Raw genomic sequence first — 21,848 nt, forward strand, 5'->3', positions numbered from 1 at the left:
AGGGTAAAGAGCCCCCTCTTCTGTTTCCCTAAAAATACTCATCATCTCTAGGCAAGCCGCTTCCACTTTTCTAGTTTTCCATAATGTTTTCGTTGAACCATTTCATACTAATTTTTTCGTATGTACCATCATCTTTCATGGATTGAATTGCTTCGTTAATTTTTTCAATAAGTTCTTTGTTACCTTCATTTACCGCCACACTTATACGGTCCTCGTTTAGCAATTCACCAATTGCCTTAATCTTTAAACCTTTTTCGTTTTTCGCATTAATACCAACAATCTTATCGGTAATAACCGCATCTAAACGACCTAACTCCAGATCTTGAAGTGCATTGACGTCTGTTGGATATCCTTTTATATTCTCGGATAGCTCCTCCGCCATCTCTTTCCAAGTGCTAGATTGAATAACACCAATTGTTTTTCCTTCTAAATCTTCTTTCGACTGGATATCTTGATTGTCTTCTGCAACGAAGATTTGAGCACCTGATAAGTAATACGGTTCACTGAAATCAACTTGCTTGTCCCGTTCCGGTGTTGCTGACATGCTACCGATAATTGCATCATATTTGTTTGCTTTTAACCCTTGAATCATTGTTTCCCATTGGTTTGTAACAGGTTTTGCTTCCAATCCAATTCTTTTCGAAATTTCTTTTCCAATTTCAGCATCAAAGCCAGTCAACTCTCCATTTTCTTTATAATTTAATGGCGGATATTGCCCACTCATTGCAAAGGAAAAAGATCCTTCTTCCACCAGTTGCATTTCACTTGATCCACTACTCTCTTCACTTCCACATGCAGATAAGATAACCAACATCGAAGCTATTACCATAATCATGATTTTTTTCATTGATGTCTCCTCCTTAAAAAATAAAAAGACACCGCCCTAATAATATGACGGTGTCCTACACACCCTCATCAAAAAGCCCTTATTAAAGATAGCTCTCCACAAAATAATTGTGGCAGTTCTGCCCCTGTTTGAGTACAGCCCCAGCATTCTGAAAAAAGTGATTTCAAAAGCTTCGGCAATTTATCCTTTCACCTATTTTCATAGACTTCACTAAATCTCCAATAGGATACTATTATAAATCGCGACCTCTACCCCATCTAAGTTCTGTAATTGATGAGGATTTTATCTATTTAATTTTGCAACAATTACGATTATATAGAATCATTTTTTAGAATGCAATAGTATTTTGAAAAAACTTTTAATTGATAAAAAACACTTGACGTCCATTTATATTTTAAGATACATTTTTCTACAATAATAATTCACTAGAGAAAAGAGGAAATATTTATGTTGCCATGTCGTGAAGAAGTATTGGCCTTTACAAAACAATTAGTTAACATCGAAAGTATTGTTAATACGGATGGCGAAAAAGTTATTGCGAACGCTTTATACACGTTACTATCTTCTTTTTCTTATTTTACAAATAATCCTACACACTTGACTATGACACAAACGACTAATGATGATCGTGAAAGATACAATGTACTAGGGTTTGTGAAAGGAGCAAAGGGAAATAGTAACCGCACCGTAATCCTTATGGGGCATATGGATACTGTTGGAATTGATGACTTTAATCAATTAAAGGATCTTGCGTGTTCTCCTGAAGAGTTAATGGAAGTATTGAAAAATGAAGATCTGCCAGCATCAGCTAGGGAACATTTGAATTCTGGGAACTGGATGTTTGGTCGCGGTGTACTGGATATGAAGAGTGGCTTAGCAAGTCATCTGTATCTATTAAAATACTATTCCGAACATCCCGAGGAATTAGAAGGAAACATTGTCTTTTTAGCAGAATGTGATGAAGAAGATGGTTCTCATGGTGTGCTTTCCGCCCTAAATATTTTTAATAGTTGGAAAGAAGAACACCATTTTGAATATATTGCCGCAATCAATGCAGATTTCGTCTCACCGCGTTACGAAGGAGATGAAAATCGCTACATTTACAAAGGAACAGTCGGAAAACTTCTACCATCATTTTTCATTACGGGTGCCGAAACCCATGTAGGCTCTGCTTTCGAAGGATTGGATCCAAACTTCATCGCAGCCGAATTAACAAAACAAATTAACTATAATCCTGAACTCTCTAACGAAGCATATGGAGAAACGACAGTACCTCCTGTCTCGCTGAAGCAGACAGATTTAAAACCGTCCTATACGGTCCAAACCGCTTTATCAGCTTACGTATATTATAACTTTTTTATCCATTCCTGGTCACCAAAAGACGTGTTAGAAAAGCTTAAAGATCAGGCTTTCATTGCCTTTGAAAATGCTCTTACTACTTTTGAAGAAAGGTATAGAACATTTACATCTATGAGTGGAGAACCTTATGTGAATTTACCTTACAAACCAAGAGTATTTACATATGAGGAAATGGAACAAATGTTGATCCATGAAAATGGAGATACGTTCGTTACACATATGAACAAATTTAAAGAAACTCTTTTACAGGATACTGAATTAGACACACGGATGTTTGCTGCAAGAGTCGTGGAAGAGGCTTGGAAATGGATGAAAGATAAAAATCCTGCAATTATTCTTTTCTACTCATCCCTTTATTCTCCAAGGATTGAATTAACAGGGAAAACAGCTAATGAGTTAGCATTAATCAACTCATTAGATCAAGCAGTAGAAACGATGCAAACAAAGTACAACTATCCGATCGTTACAAGAAACTTCTTCCCTTACATTTCCGATATGAGTTTTGTCGCATTAAGCGATGATGAGGAAGGTATTAATGCGGTTTCTCAAAATAACCCTGGTTGGGGATCGAAACATTATGTTAACTATGAAGACATTCGAAGATTAAACGTACCTGTCATTAATATTGGACCCTACGGTGTCGATGCTCATAAAAAACTTGAACGTATGGAAATGACTTATTCTCTTGAAGTGGTACCAAATCTGACAAACCATGTTATCCAAAATCTTTTAACCACTATTGAAGACTAATGTGTATAAGAAAGGCTCGAGCGAATACTGAATACCTGAAACCATAACAATAAAGTGAACTTTAGAGCTTAAGAACGCAGTAGACTTTTTATGTAAATACTTTACCATTCATACTGTCGTTTTACCTGTGAAGTATGTCGAGACCGTTAGTGTTAGCAGCACTGCGGTCTTTTTATTTGGCTATCTTCTAAAATCTTGTTGTTTTTGACAACAGTCGAGAACATAGAGTGTGTTGGGGCGGAAAGGAACAGTCCATTATTGCCCAAAAACAACACACTCTACGAAAAACTCCCCTAGCGGCTGAAGCAAAGCTGCCAACACCTATGCCAAAGTAGTGTAGAATCCATTCATTTTGGTTACCCTAAACGATTTTACGATGCTTAAAAATACTTTTTCCCTTACAAACAACCTTTTCTTTATATATACTCTCTTCCTGAACCAAAAAATCTCTTTTCGGTAGTTAATAAAAAAACATAATGGGTAAACACTATTCTAAGATGATAGAAAAAGCCTAAAAATTATATAAGTTCTCTATTTTTATTTTTCTAAAAAAGGAGTGTTCTCTTTGTCACAACAACAAAAAAAAGGTCCAAAACAAACCTTCCCACCACAACATCAAGACCATCAACCAGGGACAGTTGAGGAAATGCAGCCTCAGCCGCAGCATATTAATGAACAATACAAAGGAAGCGGTAAACTTGATGGGAAAACTGCTGTTATTTCTGGGGGAGATAGCGGTATCGGACGTTCTATTGCCTGGTATTTCGCAAGAGAAGGAGCAAACATTGCGATTATTTACTTAGAGGAGCATAAAGATGCCAATAAAACAAAAGAGTTAGTAGAAGCAGAGGGTGTCAACTGCCTTTTATTTTCTGGTGATGTTGGAAGTTTATCGTTTTGCGAAGATGTCGTAAGGCAAACAATGAATAAATTTGGGAGACTAGATATTCTAGTAAATAATGCTGCGGAACAGCATCCGCAACAAAGCTTATTAGATATCACACCGGAACAATTAGAAAAGACATTTCGAACAAATGTGTATGGGTACTTTTACTTAGCAAAGGCTGCCCTTCCTCACTTAAAAAAAGGCGCTTCGATTATTAACACAGCATCAATCACGGCATATAAAGGCAATGAAACACTTATCGATTACTCTGCTACCAAAGGAGCAATCGTCAGCTTCACTCGCTCTCTAGCAAGCAGTATTGCTGCGGACGGAATTAGAGTAAATGGTGTTGCACCTGGACCAATCTGGACACCGCTTATCCCTTCAACATTTTCAAGCGAAAAAGTGAAAAACTTCGGAAGCAATACGCCTTTAGGACGGGCTGGTCAACCGTTTGAGCTTGGCCCTTCCTATGTTTATTTAGCAAGTGATGACTCTAGTTATGTTTCAGGGCAAATGCTCCATGTTAATGGCGGAACCGTTATTAACGGATAAAGGACATTTCTCGGAATTCCAATGGTTTTATTACTACTTGCAACATCAATATCCTGCCGGTGTCCCCACTTGATTAGGGTGTTAGTATTTTCATCACTTTTAAGAAAAGATTGGGGGCAGAGGCCTTTTCCTTATAAAGAAGCATGAAATAAACTGATTATTAGCCCTAAAAATAAAGGTACGAGGTCTGAATGTGACCACGTACCTTCCACAACTAATTATCAGATTTCCGTCTATTTCTTCCCCGCTTCCATACTAAATAAATGAAAGTAAGGAAAAGGACATAAACAATTGCTAAAGCACCGATAAACGAATAATTTAAACCGGACTTTTCAGCTAATGCATATACCTCTGCTTGCTCCCGATCAAGAATTAATGTATATTTTCCGTCTTCCTCTTTTACCATATCTTCCCCGAGAAGCCCTCTAAGTTCCATATCCTTCGCTAAATCTGCTGCATCAAGTTGGATTTCCTGTGATACAGAAGAGTTGTTAATTGCGACAACCAGTGTTTCCCCCTTATACTCTCGCTTAAAAATTCCCATGCCATCACTTTCATATAGCGGTTCTATTGTTCCTCTTGTGAGTGCTGGATATGTATTACGAAGTTCGCCTAGGTTTGTAATATAGTCCATTAACTCTTCTTCCGCTCTGAAATTCATCATTCGTCGATTATCCGGGGCTTCTCCACCATCTACTGCTATTTCAGTCCCATAATAAACAATTGGAATACCTGGTGTCGTGTACATATAGGTTAGTGCTAGCTTCCACCTTGTCCCTGGATGCAATTTATTTTGCACGATAGGACGGGTAAACCGTTCCATATTATGATTGTCAATAAAAGTTCCCATTACATATGGATCTTTATAAAGATTTTCATTTTCTTGCCAAAACGCAAATAGTTTGTCCAATGATTGATCCGTCTTTTGAAAAACAGATCTCATTTCTTCTGCTTGCGGAACCTTTACAAATCCATCAATACCAAGACCGTTATATTCTGCTATTTTTGTAGGATTTTCCTGAGACACTTCTCCTAATAAGTAAAAGTTCTTTTTAACCGATTTCACCTCTTGGGAAAACTCCTTCCAAAAGTCTTGGGGAACATGCTGAACATCGTCCAATTGATAACCATCTATATCCGTTTCCTTGATCCACCACTTTGCTGCGTCAGTTAGGTAGGCACGCACCTCAGGATTTTCCGTGTTTAAGTCAGGTAAATTATCTAGCCATGCATTGTGCAGGCTTTCCTCATTCTCGAAGTTCATTTCTTGTTTTTCGTGAAACCAATCCGCTTTTTCTGGATTGTTTACCCACGGATGTTCTGTTCCTACATGATTAACAACGAAATCTAAGATAACTTTTATATCTCGTTTATGTGCTTCTTTTACAAGCTTTTTAAAGGTTTCCATCGAGCCAAAATGTTCTTCCGGTTTATAAAAATCATTTATCCAATACCCGTGGTATCCAAGTTCTTGATTATCAAAAATAGGGGTTAACGAAATACTTGTGAATCCCATGTCTTTAATATAATCCAATTTGTCAATAATACCTTGGAAGTCTCCACCCTGATATGCTTTAGTATCTTTTGTATTTACCTCAAAGTCGTTGCTACTGTCACCGTTATTGAATCGGTCTACCATTAAAAAATAAATCGTTTCATCTTGCCACTTGCGTTCTTCTTTTTCAACTGCACCTGCACTTTGCGGGATAGCGTAAAAAAGAAGAAACGGGACTAAAATGAGAGATAATACTCTTCTTTTCATCTCCGCTCCTCCATATCTAAGTAAAAGCAGCAGATACCATGTTTGGTGCAACACTAAACTGCTTCTACTTTCATTAAATTATTGTTCACGCCTATAAGATTATCCTTTTGTACCCCTGGCCGTCAAACCATAAAACAAAGTATTTTTGGAAAACCTAAGATAACAGCGCAATTGACATAAATATTAATATAGATTGTGCAAAAACAGTTGTATATTTTGGCAGCGAATTGTTTGATACCATATCATATTAACAACCGAAATATGTTTTCGTTACACTACGGTCGCAGGTATTTTACGAACATATAGTGAAACCTTTTTAGTGGCAAACCTGCCTCTTATTTCCATACAAGGAGGAGTATCTATGTTATTAGAAGCGGTCTACCATAGACCAAAAGAAAATTATGCATACGCTCGTACAGCTAAAGAGCTACATATACGTATAAGAACGAAGAAAAATGATGTTGAACAAGTTACTCTACTACACGGTGATCCTTATAAATGGCAAGGTGGGAAATGGGTACATACAAGCACAAGCATGATTTTAACTGGATCTGATCAATTATTTGACTACTGGTTCACTCCAATTGAGCCAACATTCAGAAGGCTACGATACGGATTTGTTTTAAAATCAGGAAATGAGGAAATTTTTTATGGAGACAGAGGGTTTCATTCATCCCCTTCGTCCGACATAGGAGATTATTTTTGTTTTCCTTTTTTAAATAAAATCGATATACCCTCTACTCCTAAATGGGTAAAGAATACAGTTTGGTATCAAATTTTCCCTGAAAGGTTTGCTAATGGGAACAAGGAGAGTGATCCTGAAGGCACTCTCGATTGGGCAAGTACAGAACCTACACCGAATAACTTCTTTGGCGGAGACTTAGATGGTGTTATAGAGAAAATCCCTTATTTAAAAGAACTAGGAATTTCCGGGATCTACTTTACACCCATCTTCACTGCCTACTCCAACCATAAATACGATACAATTAACTATTTGGAAATCGATCCTCAATTTGGTACGAAACAAACATTAAAAAACTTGATTACGAAGTGTCATGATAATGGAATCAGAGTAATGTTAGATGCTGTCTTTAACCATAGCGGCTTTTACTTTCCTCCATTCCAAGATGTACTCAAGAATGGGGAAAATTCAATTTACAAAGACTGGTTTCATACACATGAGTTTCCGTTACAGACAGAGCCCGTTCCAAATTATGATACATTCGCCTTTACGCCTTATATGCCGAAATTAAACACAGAGAATAAAGAAGTTAAGGAGTACTTACTTGAAGTAGGGAAATATTGGGTGAAGGAATTTGATATAGACGGCTGGCGGCTTGACGTAGCAAATGAAATTGATCATCATTTTTGGCGTGAGTTTAGAAAAGAAGTAAAAAGCATTAAACCGGAGCTCTATATACTAGGAGAAATATGGCATGATTCCATGCCATGGCTGCAAGGCGATCAATTTGATGCAGTGATGAATTATCCCTTTACGACAAATCTTCTAAAGCTCTTTGCTAAAAGGACTATCTCTGCTAAACAATTTGTTGAAAACATGACAACTGTATTACATATGTATCCACAGAACGTGAATGAAGTAAATTTTAACCTACTAGGTAGTCATGATACAGCAAGAGTTTTAACAGAATGTGGGGAAAATTTAAATCGTGCAAAGCAACTTTTCAGCTTTCTACTTACTTTTATTGGAACACCTTGTATTTACTACGGCGATGAAATTGGATTAACGGGAGGTCAAGACCCTGGCTGCCGTGAATGCTTCCCGTGGGAAAAAGAGAAACAAAACTTAGAACTCCTTGAGCATGTAAAAACACTTATTTCTTTACGCAAAAAACATCCTTTATTAGCTAATGAAGGCATATTATCGTTTCTTCCTCTGGAGTTAAATGAATCCTGTATCGCATTTACGAAATCGAACGGTACTGATACAATTATTATCATTCTAAACTGTGCAGAGAACACTACTCGTTACCACCTTCCGTTTGATTTAAAAGGACGTAAGCTAATTGACCTTCTAAACGAAAAGGAGTTTGCTGCCGATTCAGATTCTATAGATGTCGAGTTACCTGGACTCGGTTTATCTATTATTAAAATATAAACTCTAGTATGTACCTCTACTCATTAAAAAGCGGGACAAAGTATCCTTAATAGGTTAATCATTCTTAGGGATTGATACGATTCATTAGTCCTTTTTTCATAAAACTAATAATTCAGGAGCGCTTCCATGACTAAAAAACAAAAAAATATGACTTTGTTCACCCTAACTTGGCCTATATTTATAGAAATATTTCTTCATATGTTAATGGGGAATGCTGATACTCTTATGCTTAGTCAATACTCGGATGAATCGGTAGCTGCTGTAGGTGTATCCAACCAAATACTCTCTTTAATCATTGTGATGTTTGGATTTGTTGCAACAGGTACAGCTATTCTTGTCGCACAACATTTAGGAGCAAACGAAAAGAAAACTGCTGGAGAAGTTTCTCTCGTTTCGCTTGCCGTAAATCTGCTTTTTGGTCTTTTATTAAGTCTATCGCTAGCGATTTTTAATAAGCCGATCCTCAAGCTTATGGACCTTCCTGAAAGCCTTATAGATGAGGCATCTTCTTATCTTGTCATTGTCGGGGGATTTGCATTTATCCAAGCACTTATTATGACAGCTGGTGCAATCATGCGAAGTTATAGCTTCACTCGAGACGTTATGTACATTACAATCGGCATGAATATCCTTAACGTCATCGGTAACTATCTATTTATTTTTGGACCGTTGGGCATTCCTGTACTTGGCGTTGAAGGTGTAGCCATATCTACCGCAGTAAGTCGCATCCTTGGCCTATTAGCTGGAATTATTGTCCTGTTAAAAAGAATACCAAACGCATTACCTTTTAAACGACTATTTAAACTTCCACACGTACATGTGAAAAACTTATTAAAAATTGGGGTTCCTTCTGCGGGTGAACAGCTTTCTTATAATGGCTCCCAGATGGTAATAACCTATTTTATCGCAGTGCTTGGCACAGAAGCATTAACAACAAAGGTATATGCCCAAAATTTAATGATGTTTATTTTCTTATTTAGTGTAGCTATAAGTCAGGGAACTCAAATTATTATTGGTCATATGGTTGGCGCAAGAAAATACGAGGATGCTTACCACCGGTGTATAAAGAGTTTAAAAATATCTATTATTATATCCTGTATTATGGCAATTATCTTTTCGTTTGCCGCTGAGCCCCTGCTTGGAATCTTTACAAATAATACCGAGATTATTGAACTTGGAAAAACATTAATCTATTTGACTATTATTCTCGAACCCGGTCGAAGTTTTAATCTTGTTGTCATCAATGCATTAAGAGCTACGGGAGATGTCAAATTCCCTGTCTACATGGGCATTTTATCCATGTGGGGTGTTAGTGTCACCATTTCCTATGTACTTGGCATTTGGGCAGGACTTGGACTCGTAGGAATTTGGATATCGTTTATTGCCGACGAATGGCTACGGGGAATAATCATGCTTAAGCGTTGGCAATCAAAAGCATGGATTCAAAAAGGCTTTATCCCTTCACCTGCTACCAAGGTTGCCTCCAATAAATAGAATAGTTTAATTAGAGTTTACTAATAAGTGCCTGATTTCTCCCATGGAACAAATAAAAGTATTTTGGGAGATATCAGGCATTTTGTTGTGTTAAACCTCTGTTGTTAATTGTTTATTAAGAATAATTAACACAACCGACCTACTAAAACCACTATACGATTCCAGTTTTGTCTTCTATCTTTCTTGAATATCAATATTGTAATCCTCAAACCAAACATGAATTTGCGCCAAATGAGCTAATAGCTGAGGACCTGTCATTAATTGACCAAACCATGGTGTTTGAAAAGCAGCTCCTCCACTTTCAACAATAGCATTAAGCTTTTTGTTATCAAATAACTCATGAAGGACACTCCCCTTATTACTGAGAATTTCTGTTAACCACTCTGTAACAAGTTTCGTATAAACAGGATGATGTGTTTTCGGGTAAGGACTTTTCTTTCGGTATAACACTTCGTTTGGCAGTGTTCCTTCTAACGCCTTACGCAAAATCCCTTTTTCTCTACCTTCATGCATTTTCATTTCCCAAGGGATATTCCAAACATATTCCACCAATCTATGATCTGCAAATGGGACACGGACTTCAAGACTTGCTCCCATACTCATCCGGTCTTTTCGATCAAGTAATGTTGTCATAAACCACAATAGGTTTAAATAGAATAATTCCCTTCTTTTTGTCTCTATTTCATTTTCACCTTCTAATAGCGGTGTCTCTGCAACAGATTTTTTATACTGGTTCATAACATATTCTTGTAGATTAAGTTTACTACTCCATTCCGCTTTTAAAAGTGATTGTCTTTCTGAAACAGATCTCATCCATGGGAAACCATTTCGATGAAAGTCGTCTTCTCGATGAAACCAAGGATAACCTCCAAATATTTCATCCGCACATTCACCTGACAATCCTACTGTAAAATCTTTCTTTATCTCCTTGCAAAACCAGAGCAGTGAAGAGTCTACATCCGCCATACCTGGAAGATCTCTAACGTGTACAGCCTCTGTTAAGTACTCTTTCAATTTTTCCTGACTGATAACAGAACTATGATGAATCGTGTTAAACTGTTTTGTCATCTTCTCTATCCATGGTTGATCTGAGTTTGGCTGGAAATCATTTGATTCAAAATATTTATCGTTACCTTCGTAATCAATAGAATAAGTATGAAGTTTTCCTTTTCCTTCTGCTTTATAAGCATCGGCAGCTACTGCTGTAATAGCACTTGAATCTAGCCCTCCTGAAAGAAAGGTGCAAAGTGGAACATCCGATACAAGCTGTCGTTTTATTGCATCTTTCACTAAAAATCCTACCTGTTCTACTGTCTCGTCAAACGTATCTTCATGCTTCTTGCTCTCTACATTCCAATATCTCCATATTTTCAAACCATCTTTTGAAAAGGTCATAGCATGTGCTGGCCTTAACTCCTTTACGTGTTGAAAAACACCTTCACCTGGAGACCGAGATGGACCCAAACCAAGAACCTCAGCAAGCCCCTGTCTGTCAATCACTGGCTTAACACTCGGATGGGCGAGCAATGCCTTAATTTCTGAACCAAACAAGAGACCTTCTCCGTTGTTTACATAAAATAATGGTTTCACACCCATTCTATCTCTGCCGACAAATACTTGCTGCTTCTCGCTATCCCATACAGCAAAGGCAAATATTCCATTTAAATGCTGCACACATTCTTCCCGCCATTCTATATAGGAAGCTAGTAGCACCTCGGTATCAGAATGACCACTAAATGTATAACCTTTTGTTAATAGAACTTTTCTTAGATCTTCTGTATTGTAAAGCTCGCCGTTATAACAAATGGTAAAGGTTGAATTAGCATGTTCAATGCTCATCGGTTGTTTTCCACGTTCCGGGTCCACTACAATCAAACGTTTATGCCCAAAAACAACATGCTGGTTACACCACATGTTCGTCTCATCTGGCCCTCTCTTTGACAAAGTTTCCGTCATTTTCTTTACTATTTCCAGCTCACTTTGCAGGTTCCTTTTATAGTGAATCCATCCAGTAATACCACACATTGTGAATCTCCTCACTTTCTCCCATAGACTAAAGGGAATTATAGCGCATGTTTATCATATGCAATCTTTAAAAAATGGTTAACCGTCTATACATTTCCAAATGAATGAAATATGCTAATTATGACAAGAAATAGTATAGGGGAAAAAAGAAACTTTCATTACCGACAGTTACTGTTAGAAAAATATAAGGTCATTTGTAATATTTTCAAAAAAAAATCGATTAGTACATTTTGTATCATCGTGCTTATTCAAAAGGAATAAAACACTTTTTTGTATATTGTTATTTTCATGATTAGGGAGTCTTCCTATAAGACACTTGATTAACAAGAGCTATACCCTGTCTCTTTACCAGGCCTTATAAGTGCAGGCTAGGAGGCTATAAGGTGTAAGCTTTTTATCTCATATCAATAAAATATTTTTACAAAAGGCTGTTTTCAAAAAATTTATTATTTTTAAGAGTGGATTGGAGCGAAAGATACTAGACTCCTGCGAGATATAGAGAAAAAGTCGAAATCCCGCAGGAGTTTAGTGCCTGCAACGGAAAGGAATGGTTCATTGCCCACCAACAACAAACTTTATGAAAACAGCCTCACAAAATAACTTAATTAAAAGAGACATAAGGAGGGAAAAGGTTTGAGTAACGCTTATCGACTAAATATGCTAAAATCTCAAAAGCGTTCTTATACGGAAGGGACTGTTCTTTTAGAAGATGGTATTTGGCTATTTTTTGAATCCGATATAAACGAGGAAACCGATTTAGATTTCTACGTAGACCAAGAAATTAACGTTTTCAAAAATGGTGATTGGATTAGCGGGGTACTGTTTGCAAATGGAGTCGTTGTTACACCGTTTGAGCGTTTCCACCTTGAATCCGGCGATTCTATCCAACTCAAAAAAAATATTCTTTACTCACTAGAAAAGCTTATAGATGATTTAAGTGATGATGCATTTGTACAATTTATTTCCACTTTAAATTCCTTAAACTATTCTATTTATGATTGTATATTTTGTCATAATCACCTAGCTTTCCTTGATGGAGAAACTGTTAAGCAGGGAGTAAATTTTATTAACTTTGATAATGAAGAACAAGTCTGCTCCGTTCAACATCACTTTACCTATTATAAAAAACAAAGAGACAGATTTGAGTTTACATTGAGCACCGGCAAACGACTTATCATAGAGAATATCCATTCTTAATGCGAACGCCTTGAACAATACCAACAATTAACCTCAAAGGGGGAAGGTACCGAAGTTCGACGTAGATTGTTTCAATAATACAGCAATCTATATGCGAACATTTCGGTATTTTTCGGAAGGCAAATAAAGCCTAGCAACGGTTTACAAAAAAGTCGTTGCTAGGCCTTACTACATACTATTCATCGATCTCGTTTTGCTTGCTACTTTCCACTATTTCTTGATTTGTCAAAACCGAAAAAGTTTGATTTTTCGATGCTGCATGAACAGATATGCCAAACCCAATAAATAAAGCAATTAATACAAACAAAAGTACAACTTCCACCAAACTTCCTCCAGTCATGTTTACTAATTCAAAATAAGATTTAACCTTTGCAGCCATTTTGTCATATCTTCTTGTTTCATCGGTTTTTCTATCAAATAGCCTTGGGCATAATCACATCCCAATTGACGTAATAATTCTAACTGATGTTTTGTTTCCACTCCTTCTGCCAACACTTTCATATTCAAACCTCTTCCCATTGTGGAAACGGATTGAACAATAGCAATATCCGGTGTGTGATCATTCATATTTTGAACAAACGATCTGTCTATTTTTAAAATGTGGACAGGTAGATTTTTTAAATAACTTAATGATGAATAGCCTGTCCCAAAATCATCAATTGCAATTTTAATACCTAAATCAGCTAAGGAATTCATCATCTTGAGCATATGTTGTGAGTGATGCAGCATTACCGTTTCCGTCAACTCTAGACATAAGCATTCCGGGGGTATCCCGGAAATAGATAGTGCCTCTTTTACATCCTGGAGAAATAATTCATTTTGGAATTGAATAGCAGAAACATTTACAGAAATATAAAACGGTTCACTATTATTATCTAACCATTTTTTCAACTGAATACATGATTGAACTAATACCCACTTCCCAATTTCATAAATTAACCCTGTTTCTTCCGCTAAAGGAATAAAATCAACTGGAGGAACAATTCCCCAGTTAGGATGCCTCCAACGAATTAACGCTTCGCATCCAATCGGTTTTTGATTGTCTACCGTAACTATCGGTTGATAGGTCATAAATAATTCATTACGCTCGATTGCTTTCCGAAGACTACTTTCCATTTCCACTTTTCGTATCGCTTCTTCGTTCATTTTCGTTGAAAAGTAGACAATGTCATTTCCTCCCTGAAGTTTTACCCTATTTAGTGCTGCATCGGCATTCCTCAACAACTCTGTTACTTCTTTTCCATCCTGTGGAAATATTCCAATGCCAATACTAGCCGTAATAAAAAATTCTTGATTTTGATAATAGGTTGGCATTTGGATTAGTTGAAGTACTTTCTTTGCTGTAGCTGAAACGGATTCAAGATTAGCAGCTTCTGTAAGAAGAATCGTAAACTTATCTCCACTAAACCTTCCGAGATAAGCACCCTTTGGTAATGATTTTGATAATCTCTCTGCCATTTTTTTGATTATATTATCGCCAGCAGTATGACCTAACGTATCATTTATTACTTTAAAACGATCCATATCTAAAAACATCACAGCTAACACTTTATTTTTCTTTTTAGCCTGATTGATCATTTCTTCAGCAATTTCTTTAAACTTTGTTTTATTTGGAAGTCCCGTTTCGGAATCATAATAGGCAAGCTGTGTAATTTTCTGTTCCGACTCATATTCTTTTGTAATATTTCGACCGATACCAAACAAACCAACACATTGATCGTTTACTGTAATTGGTACATTTTTAATTTGAAAATAATTTGGTTCTCCTAATTTGGAAGGAATTCGTAAATCATAGTATTGTGTTTTTCCTTTCAAGGCCCGTAAAAAATGCCGCTGGACTTTTGTTCTATCTTCGTTGGATACAAAATTGATTGCAGGCTTCCCGAGAACTTCCTCCGTACTATACCCAAATGTCTTCGTGAAAGAAGGGTTAATGGAATTAAACTTACCATTTAAATCCGTACTGTAAACAAAATCGGTGTTATTATCAAATAGTGAACGATAGTATTCCTCGGAAACTTGAATGCTCTCTGTTAATGATTTAATATCCCTTGCGGATGCCTTAATTAAGTTAGCCAAATTCACCTTCGTTTTTACTTCTGGTTTTAATTGAAATTCAAACTTTTTATCCGTTAACGGTTTTTTAATAGTTTCTGATAGTCCAAGATAGGACAGTGAATGAGCAAACACTTTCGGAATAGAATTTTCTTTTTGTCCTATCTCTCCATGTGAGAACAAGCCGGAAATAGGTGAAATTTCATTAAACATACGCATTTCTTGATGGGTAATGTCACTAATATACTTTTTTCGAGCAATACAATTGTATACAAAATGAGCGTCTAAAGGGTTTTTCTCTAGAAATTTTAGTTCTGTTAAGACTTTGTGCATAATCCCTTCAATATTCGCGAATGCAAAGGTAAGTTCCTGACCTTCTTCTACTGCATGACTTACTTCAATTGCTCCATCTTTTATCAATTTAATAACGTATACCGCTACTTTTTCACCTTTTTGATTTAATAAAAAAGGAAATTCAGCACCCGAGTTAGGAAGCTCCTCTACAAAATTCGCACCTAAATATTCCTCAAATAGTTGCACTGGTTTTTTCTCATTTATTGTATAGATAGTTTTTCCTTTAGCCTTTGTAATCGTAAAAGGCTGTCCAACCTCTTGCCATTGCTCGACAATAAAGGAGTATACCCGAAGATTCTCATTATTCAAGGAAACAGCAGCTACACCATTTTGTGAAACGGCATGATTAGTAAAAACATAGGCCGGCTTATCATCAGGAAGGTCGGCAGCCAGTGCACCGGCAACTTTTACGCCATCACTTTCTTTGTGTAACCCAGCAAGAAACTCGGAGATTTGAAGATTTAGGTGACTAGCTAATAGAATAATCGCTTTCGTGTCACATCTTGCTAGTTTCTGATAAAATTCAATACCTCTTTTTTGACTTTCCTGCGGTTTAGGCAATTCGATAAAACCTGTCGTTATCTCTGTCGTTTCAAATACAGTGAAGGTTAAAACTGGTTCGGAGACGAGATCGCCATTGAAAACTTGTCCATTAGAATTACAGCCAAGAAGTGAAACATGGGGAAGAAGGCGATGGATTATAGCTTGAAAATCCATTATGGCCTCAATTGAGTAAGAACCAACATACGCTTGAAGAAGAATGGATGGATATAAATGAAGCTTGTTACTGTGTATAAATTCTTTTAATTGCGTTTCAGACGTGTACACACACTGAAATGATTTTGCCAAGATGATACACCACACTTGTATAGTATTGGCTCTTTTCTCACAGATTATTGTTTTCACTTATGAATTTTGCCCGTTGATTTCCGCTACGGTCCCAAGACTCCTCGGGGAGGAATGGGAGCCTCTAGGGAAAGCGGAAGCGGCTTGTTCAGCTTGTGAAGAAAATAGGAAAATTCCCCAAAGGCGCTTTTTGCCTTTTGGGAATTTTATCTTTTTCACAGCGAGCTAGCCGCTGGAGCTAGACATCGGCTTCGCCTGCGGGATCTCCCACTTCCCTCTCTTCCCGCAGGAGTCAAGTACCCGCAGCGAGAATCAACTCAGTAGGGCCAACTTAATTTTCCGTTAAAAAGCAACAATCTTTACGAAAACAGCCATAGTATTATATACAAAATACCATAATTATTGGGCTTTGAGTATAATTATTTAAAAGAGACATAAAAGGAGTAATCACTCCCTTCATGTCTCTTTCATCAGTTAAGCAAATGGATGCAACCCTAGAGGCAATCTCAACCCTAAGTATAATACGATAATAAACGCAATTATTAGCTGCACCCAAAAAATTCCTGTACCTTTTCCTTTGTTCATTCGAACTAAAATCATTTCAAACATTGCAATAACCCAAATTCCTACCAAAGCTTTGATGCCATAAAGAGCCGGGTCAATTCCTTGGTGCTTGAAGAACATTAACACACCAGTCAAAATTATTAACAGGTAAAATAAACGCAAAATCATTTGCACGACTTTCATGCCTTTTTGTTTTCCTGCATTATGTAGTCCAAGTGCAACAATAAATAAGATTAACGCGATAACCCAAGTCGTAATATGGGCATGTGTATTATCAAACATTTTTACCTAATCCCTCCAAAATAGTAATCATACCTTTCCTATCTTAACATAGGTTGCCTCTAGGCAGGTAATAGTTAGCTGTTATTACTTTACCTTGTTTTTTAAATTCCCAAGTCGATCAATACTTATTTCTATTTCATCACCGGATTTTAAAAATTTGGGTGGCTCAAACCCTTTTCCAACACCAGCCGGGGTACCCGTTGCGATAATATCCCCTGGCTCTAGAACCATTCCTTGCGACAACGTAGAGATAACCGACGCAACCGAAAAAATCATGGAACTTGTATTAGAATCTTGACGTATTTCTCCATTTACAGTCGTTCTAATATTAAGTTTTTGAGGGTCTTCTATTTCATCCTTCGTAACGAGGTATGGTCCCATCGGGCAACTAGTATCTAGACTTTTGCCAATGAAAAATTGTTTATGCTTTTTTTGCAAATCTCTGGCCGTTATATCATTAAGAATCGTATATCCAAATACATAGTCTAATGCATCCTCTTCCTTGATTCCTTTCCCCTTTTTACCGATTACAACCGCCAATTCCCCCTCATAATCAAGCTGAGATGTAATGTTTTCATGTAATAAAAGTGTTTGATTATGTCCAGTAGCAGACGTTGGAGATTTCGTAAAAATCATTACATCCTCTGGAATATCCTTCTCACTTCCCATTTCAATAGCGTGGTCACGATAATTTTTCCCAACACACATTATATTTTTCTTTGGTCTTGTAATCGGAGAAAGCCACTCCATACCTTCAATAGGCAATAAAATGTCTTTTGTCTCTTCCAGCTCTTTCGCAAATGTCAGACACGTTTCTACTAGTTCAAAAAATTCTTCCCCTTGCTGGATTCCTTCGAGAAGCGTAGCTGGAATAGCTAAATCCTTTGCTTGCAATGCCACTGCAGGGATATTCCACACTGCATTTCCGTCCTCTGTTATAACACCATATGATTCGTTTCCATTCAATTGAAAGCTAACAAATTTCATTATTCCCACTCCCCTTGTTTTATTATCATCAATTAATATATATGAAATATTAATGGTGGTTATCTTGCAAAAGTTACTCTCTGTATCATCACAGGCAATTATCTTATTTTTTCACATATCTCTTTCTTTTACAGGACACTTTCTGCCATAGGTAAACATGCGCCATGCTTTCTCAACAGGTCCCTGTTTAAATTTTGCTAACCACATTTCAGACAAAATCACTTGCATCGCAAAAATCCCAATTGCTAGCAGCGTTCCTGTTATTAATGTTACTTGTCCATAGAGTCCTAGTCCATAAGAATAGAAGATAAGCGTACCTATAACTGATTGTAGTAAATAGTTAGTCAGTGACATTCTTCCGGCAGCCGCAAGAGGTCTAAACCATTTGGTTATTTTTTTATTGATTAATAATAAAGCAAAGATTGCCGCATAAGATACTGATAGGAAAGGACCGCCAAGAAAATCTTGTATGTAACTATAAGCAAGGTTAGGTTCTACTAAAATTGGTAATGACTTTATGCTAATCCCAAGAATTACAGCTACGATTAAGGTAATACTCCAACCTAAGCGATGATTTTTTACTTTCTCAAGAAGTTGTAATTTTCCTGCACCAGCTCCAATTAAGAGCATCGGAAGAATCGAAAGCATTAAAAAGAAAATATTGGCAGGTCCATTTACATTATACCAATCTTTCCATCGTTGTATAAAGATATCCTGAATACTTCCAGATCCATATGCTTGGACGGAGCTTTGTAGTGCTTGAATATCCGTGAAGTGTGTGACACCAGTTTCATCGACTAACGAAACTAAAAAAAGTAAAATACTAAAAAAAAGTTGCGGCAGAATAAAAGCTAATCCACCTATCCATAACAATACTTTTCCTGATAGTTTCATAAATAATAGCAATAAGAGACCAAATAACGCATAGTTTATTAGTATATCTCCTGACCAAATGACAAATGCATGAATACAACCAATTACGAGTAAACCAAGGAGTCTCCTTACTGCCATTGGATAAAACGATGTTCCTTTTAAACTTGAACGTCTCTGTTGAATCGCTAATCCATACCCAAACATCATTGCAAATAACGGATAAAAACTTGCTTGTACAAAAACATCTATCCACGGATAGAACATTTTATCATCCGGGTGTTGCCACCATGTATAGGCATCTGCATATAAAAATGGTGAGTGGAAAGAAATCATGTTAATAATAAAAATCCCTAATAGCGAAAAACCTCTCATAACATCTAAACTGATAATTCGGTCCGACTTTTCCACTGGCGAAAGACTAGTCATAGTAATATCCCCCATTATTTTTCTAAAGTTTCAATTTTCTTTTTAACGAAATGAATTTCATTATCGTTTTTACGTTTCTATTGTAACTGTTTTTTATGCATTAGGCGATAATCACGTTACTGTCCCATAAACATATAATACAAATAATCAATGCTTTAAAGGTGTGAGATTCGATGCCAGCAATAGTTGGAGTTGTTCAAGTAATAAGCATAGGTTCGAGCGGTGTTTTTCATATTGGAGATGTATTTAGTATTTGTCCAGTTTCAACGGCAAAAACCTTTGCAGGCGCCGGCTCATTCATTACAGGAGATGGTATTTCGGTATATAACGAAAAATCTCTTACGTATACCATTGATGATGAGGCTGTCGATCAAGGGATAAACTTTAACCTATGAGTGTGATGCTATGAAAATATATGTTCAACAAACCATCCAGATTCATAGTATTAAGATCGAGGGAATGTCTAATTCCTCCGTTTTCCAAATAGGGACATCAGGTCAAATTCAACCAGTGTCTAATTTATATAATACAGGCGGATACACAGAACCTGCACCAGAGCCTGAAAAAAATGGTGAAACTGCACCAGTCGATGGAGGGGAAGTACTAGTTCCACTCTCCTCACCGACAGCAGGGTAAAAGGAAATATTTAGCAGGGGCTAGTAGCTAGGTAACCCAATCGGACGTTTACTGCAGGTACCGGAAGAATGAGAACTTACCGTCAGTTAGCGCAAGATAATTAGTTAGAATGAAAAGAGGTGTTTCCATGAATCAGTATTATTATTCGACTGCTCAATTATACCAATATATAGAAAACTTAAATAGAAAAGTCACATCCTTAGAAAAAAACCTTACTACTCTCACTAAAGAAGTGCACGAACTTAGAGCAAAACCTTCTATTAATGTCGAAAGAATTGAATACAATTTTGACCAATTAAAAGTGGAAACATTAGATGGGACGTTAAATATCGGTCTTAGTCCAGGCGGATTAGAAGAAATTGAGGACTTTGCGGTCAATCAGGCAAATAAAGCGGCAAAAAATTCACGTGTCCCTCCTGAAAGCTACAAGGAAGTGCTAGATGGTTTACATTCCTATGTTGACAATGAAGTACCAACAATCATTTCCGATAATGAAACACAGTTAGAGCGCTCGCTAGATAATTCTTATTACCAAGTGATTCAAGAAGATATAAGAAAACAACTTCCAGAAAGATTAAATTTTTACTTGCAAACAATACCATTAAAAGAAAATGCAAGTGAAACAGAATTAAATGATTGGAAGACTACTATTCTTGCAAAAATGAAAAAAGATATTCAGAATGCTATTTTTACGTTTATTTCAAATATTCCAAACCACTTAAAGGGGTCGATACCGAATGAACCTGCAAGTGATTAATCGTGAATTATCCGTTGGTAAAATTGATGTTGGTGGAGTAGCAAGCGCCTCTCTAATGCTTGTTGGAGACGCAGATATCATCCAGTTAACCTCTGCATTCGACACTCCACCAGAATCGCTTATTATCGGACCTTTTGTTCCTTTGACTCCAAAAGGATAATTGTATGTTTAAAAGGCATTCAATTGTAGATGGTTTTAAATTAAGGACACTTAGTTTTAGCTCTGTATTAGAATTTGGCGATTCAAACACTATTTCGGCATTATCAAAAGTTTATGCTGTTCAAAGGGAAAAAGAGCTCTTCTATACCTCTGAGGGGAATTTTTCAGGCGAAGTTTTCACATCTCCTATCCCCCTCCCTCCTGTTCAGCCAACTGTAGCAATATCTAAAATAAACCAGGCACCTATCAGAGTAGGCACAATTGATATAATCGGGATTTCTTCCGCCTCGGTTGTGCAAATCGGAAATACAAAAAGTGCCTATTTAGAGGCCAGAGTTAAGAATATTCGCCAATTAAAAAACGGGAACGGATATAAAAACGGAAATGGAAACCAGAATAATGTCGGAAATAAATACTGAAGTAACAGATGATGAAGAACTATTTTTCATTTTTCTCATAAGGTTATAGTAGACTATTTTTTGAAAAAAGGGTGTATTCAACATGCCAGCTATTACAGGACCGATTCAAATATTAAGTGTGGGTGGGGGAAATGTACAATTTGGCGATACAGGCATTACCTCTCCGAAATCGGCCTCTAAAACTTTCTCAGGGTCTGGAGGATTAAACACAGGGCCTTTTCAAGTAACGTATAATGTTTTTAGTGCGACAACAACATTCGATTGCAATGCAGTGGACCAACCAATTACAGGAAATAACTAACAAGAAAAATGAAGAACACCAATTTGAGGTTACATGCTAAAGTTTATTTTGCTCCCCGCAAAAAAAAATGCCAGATTTGATTAATCCGAGTGAACTTATTATTCATTCGTTCGAATTAATCAACCTGGCTTTTGGATTTATTTCCCATTTAATTTTCCAGTAATAGATAGATGTTTTTGTAAGATGTGGGACTCA

The 21,848-nt window shown here is 36.8% G+C and carries 19 protein-coding genes and 1 riboswitch; of the genes, 11 read left to right on the top strand and 8 right to left on the bottom strand.

Annotation, left to right across the window (positions count from 1 at the left end; genetic code table 11):
• Positions 1-70 precede the first annotated feature (70 nt).
• Positions 71-847: an ABC transporter substrate-binding protein gene (locus tag ACFSUL_RS11015; RefSeq protein ID WP_377935344.1), complete on the bottom strand. Its 777-nt coding sequence runs from the start codon at positions 845-847 to the stop codon at positions 71-73.
• An 81-nt stretch (positions 848-928) separates the two neighbouring features.
• Positions 929-1,106, bottom strand: a riboswitch (Lysine riboswitch).
• Positions 1,107-1,294: 188 nt separating this feature from the next.
• Here ACFSUL_RS11015 and ACFSUL_RS11020 point away from each other — a divergent pair.
• A complete protein-coding gene (locus ACFSUL_RS11020; RefSeq protein ID WP_377935346.1) occupies positions 1,295-2,956 on the top strand; it encodes a M20/M25/M40 family metallo-hydrolase in 1,662 nt (553 codons plus the stop codon).
• A 565-nt stretch (positions 2,957-3,521) separates the two neighbouring features.
• Positions 3,522-4,397: an SDR family oxidoreductase gene (locus tag ACFSUL_RS11025; protein WP_377935348.1), complete on the top strand. Its 876-nt coding sequence runs from the start codon at positions 3,522-3,524 to the stop codon at positions 4,395-4,397.
• 214 nt (positions 4,398-4,611) lie between these two features.
• Here the strand turns inward: ACFSUL_RS11025 and ACFSUL_RS11030 are convergent, their stop codons facing one another.
• The gene (locus tag ACFSUL_RS11030) at positions 4,612-6,159 is read right to left on the bottom strand and encodes an alpha-amylase family glycosyl hydrolase (RefSeq protein WP_377935350.1); all 1,548 of its coding nucleotides are present in this window, start codon (positions 6,157-6,159) and stop codon (positions 4,612-4,614) included.
• 361 nt (positions 6,160-6,520) lie between these two features.
• Here ACFSUL_RS11030 and ACFSUL_RS11035 point away from each other — a divergent pair, with 361 nt between their 5' ends.
• Together ACFSUL_RS11035 and ACFSUL_RS11040 are read left to right on the top strand one after the other, a co-directional pair.
• The gene (locus ACFSUL_RS11035; RefSeq protein WP_377935352.1) at positions 6,521-8,278 is read left to right on the top strand and encodes an alpha-glycosidase; all 1,758 of its coding nucleotides are present in this window, start codon (positions 6,521-6,523) and stop codon (positions 8,276-8,278) included.
• Positions 8,279-8,404: 126 nt separating this feature from the next.
• Complete coding sequence (locus ACFSUL_RS11040) at positions 8,405-9,772, top strand: MATE family efflux transporter (RefSeq protein ID WP_377935354.1); 1,368 nt, start codon at positions 8,405-8,407, stop codon at positions 9,770-9,772.
• Positions 9,773-9,946: 174 nt separating this feature from the next.
• Here ACFSUL_RS11040 and asnB read toward each other — a convergent pair whose 3' ends face one another.
• Positions 9,947-11,797, bottom strand: a complete 1,851-nt coding sequence (asnB, locus tag ACFSUL_RS11045; protein WP_377935356.1) for an asparagine synthase (glutamine-hydrolyzing) — start codon at positions 11,795-11,797, stop codon at positions 9,947-9,949.
• 633 nt (positions 11,798-12,430) lie between these two features.
• Between asnB and ACFSUL_RS11050 the strand changes: the two genes are divergently transcribed.
• A complete protein-coding gene (locus tag ACFSUL_RS11050) occupies positions 12,431-12,994 on the top strand; it encodes a DUF2777 family protein (protein ID WP_377935358.1) in 564 nt (187 codons plus the stop codon).
• A 175-nt stretch (positions 12,995-13,169) separates the two neighbouring features.
• Here ACFSUL_RS11050 and ACFSUL_RS11055 read toward each other — a convergent pair whose 3' ends face one another.
• The 5 genes from ACFSUL_RS11055 to ACFSUL_RS11075 form a co-directional block, all read right to left on the bottom strand.
• The gene (locus ACFSUL_RS11055) at positions 13,170-13,316 is read right to left on the bottom strand and encodes a hypothetical protein (RefSeq protein ID WP_377935360.1); all 147 of its coding nucleotides are present in this window, start codon (positions 13,314-13,316) and stop codon (positions 13,170-13,172) included.
• A 23-nt stretch (positions 13,317-13,339) separates the two neighbouring features.
• Entirely contained in the window at positions 13,340-16,252 is a 2,913-nt protein-coding gene (locus ACFSUL_RS11060) for an EAL domain-containing protein (RefSeq protein ID WP_377935362.1), read from the bottom strand.
• 471 nt (positions 16,253-16,723) lie between these two features.
• The gene (locus ACFSUL_RS11065; RefSeq protein ID WP_377935364.1) at positions 16,724-17,095 is read right to left on the bottom strand and encodes a YisL family protein; all 372 of its coding nucleotides are present in this window, start codon (positions 17,093-17,095) and stop codon (positions 16,724-16,726) included.
• A gap of 84 nt (positions 17,096-17,179) precedes the next feature.
• Positions 17,180-18,082 carry a fumarylacetoacetate hydrolase family protein gene (locus tag ACFSUL_RS11070; RefSeq protein ID WP_377935369.1) on the bottom strand — a complete coding sequence of 301 codons (903 nt, stop codon included), beginning with the start codon at positions 18,080-18,082 and terminating at the stop codon, positions 17,180-17,182.
• A 111-nt stretch (positions 18,083-18,193) separates the two neighbouring features.
• Positions 18,194-19,381: a DUF418 domain-containing protein gene (locus tag ACFSUL_RS11075; protein ID WP_377935371.1), complete on the bottom strand. Its 1,188-nt coding sequence runs from the start codon at positions 19,379-19,381 to the stop codon at positions 18,194-18,196.
• 173 nt (positions 19,382-19,554) lie between these two features.
• Between ACFSUL_RS11075 and ACFSUL_RS11080 the strand changes: the two genes are divergently transcribed.
• The 6 genes from ACFSUL_RS11080 (at position 19,555) to ACFSUL_RS11105 (ending at position 21,653) form a co-directional block, all read left to right on the top strand.
• Positions 19,555-19,776, top strand: coding sequence for a spore germination protein (locus ACFSUL_RS11080; RefSeq protein WP_071413161.1), 222 nt, complete (start codon positions 19,555-19,557; stop codon positions 19,774-19,776).
• Positions 19,777-19,786: 10 nt separating this feature from the next.
• The gene (locus tag ACFSUL_RS11085; RefSeq protein WP_377935374.1) at positions 19,787-20,017 is read left to right on the top strand and encodes a spore germination protein GerPB; all 231 of its coding nucleotides are present in this window, start codon (positions 19,787-19,789) and stop codon (positions 20,015-20,017) included.
• A gap of 127 nt (positions 20,018-20,144) precedes the next feature.
• Entirely contained in the window at positions 20,145-20,774 is a 630-nt protein-coding gene (gerPC, locus tag ACFSUL_RS11090; RefSeq protein WP_377935376.1) for a spore germination protein GerPC, read from the top strand.
• Positions 20,755-20,934 (top strand): spore gernimation protein GerPD, encoded by a 180-nt coding sequence (locus tag ACFSUL_RS11095; RefSeq protein ID WP_071413164.1) that lies wholly within the window; start codon positions 20,755-20,757, stop codon positions 20,932-20,934. Before gerPC ends, ACFSUL_RS11095 begins: the two co-directional genes overlap by 20 nt.
• A gap of 4 nt (positions 20,935-20,938) precedes the next feature.
• The gene (locus tag ACFSUL_RS11100; RefSeq protein WP_377935379.1) at positions 20,939-21,352 is read left to right on the top strand and encodes a spore germination protein GerPE; all 414 of its coding nucleotides are present in this window, start codon (positions 20,939-20,941) and stop codon (positions 21,350-21,352) included.
• An 82-nt stretch (positions 21,353-21,434) separates the two neighbouring features.
• Positions 21,435-21,653 (top strand): spore germination protein, encoded by a 219-nt coding sequence (locus ACFSUL_RS11105; RefSeq protein WP_071413166.1) that lies wholly within the window; start codon positions 21,435-21,437, stop codon positions 21,651-21,653.
• The last annotated feature ends 195 nt before the right edge of the window (positions 21,654-21,848 follow it).

It is taken from the genome of Bacillus seohaeanensis (assembly GCF_042684945.1).
Taxonomy (GTDB): domain Bacteria; phylum Bacillota; class Bacilli; order Bacillales; family Bacillaceae_B; genus Rossellomorea; species Rossellomorea seohaeanensis.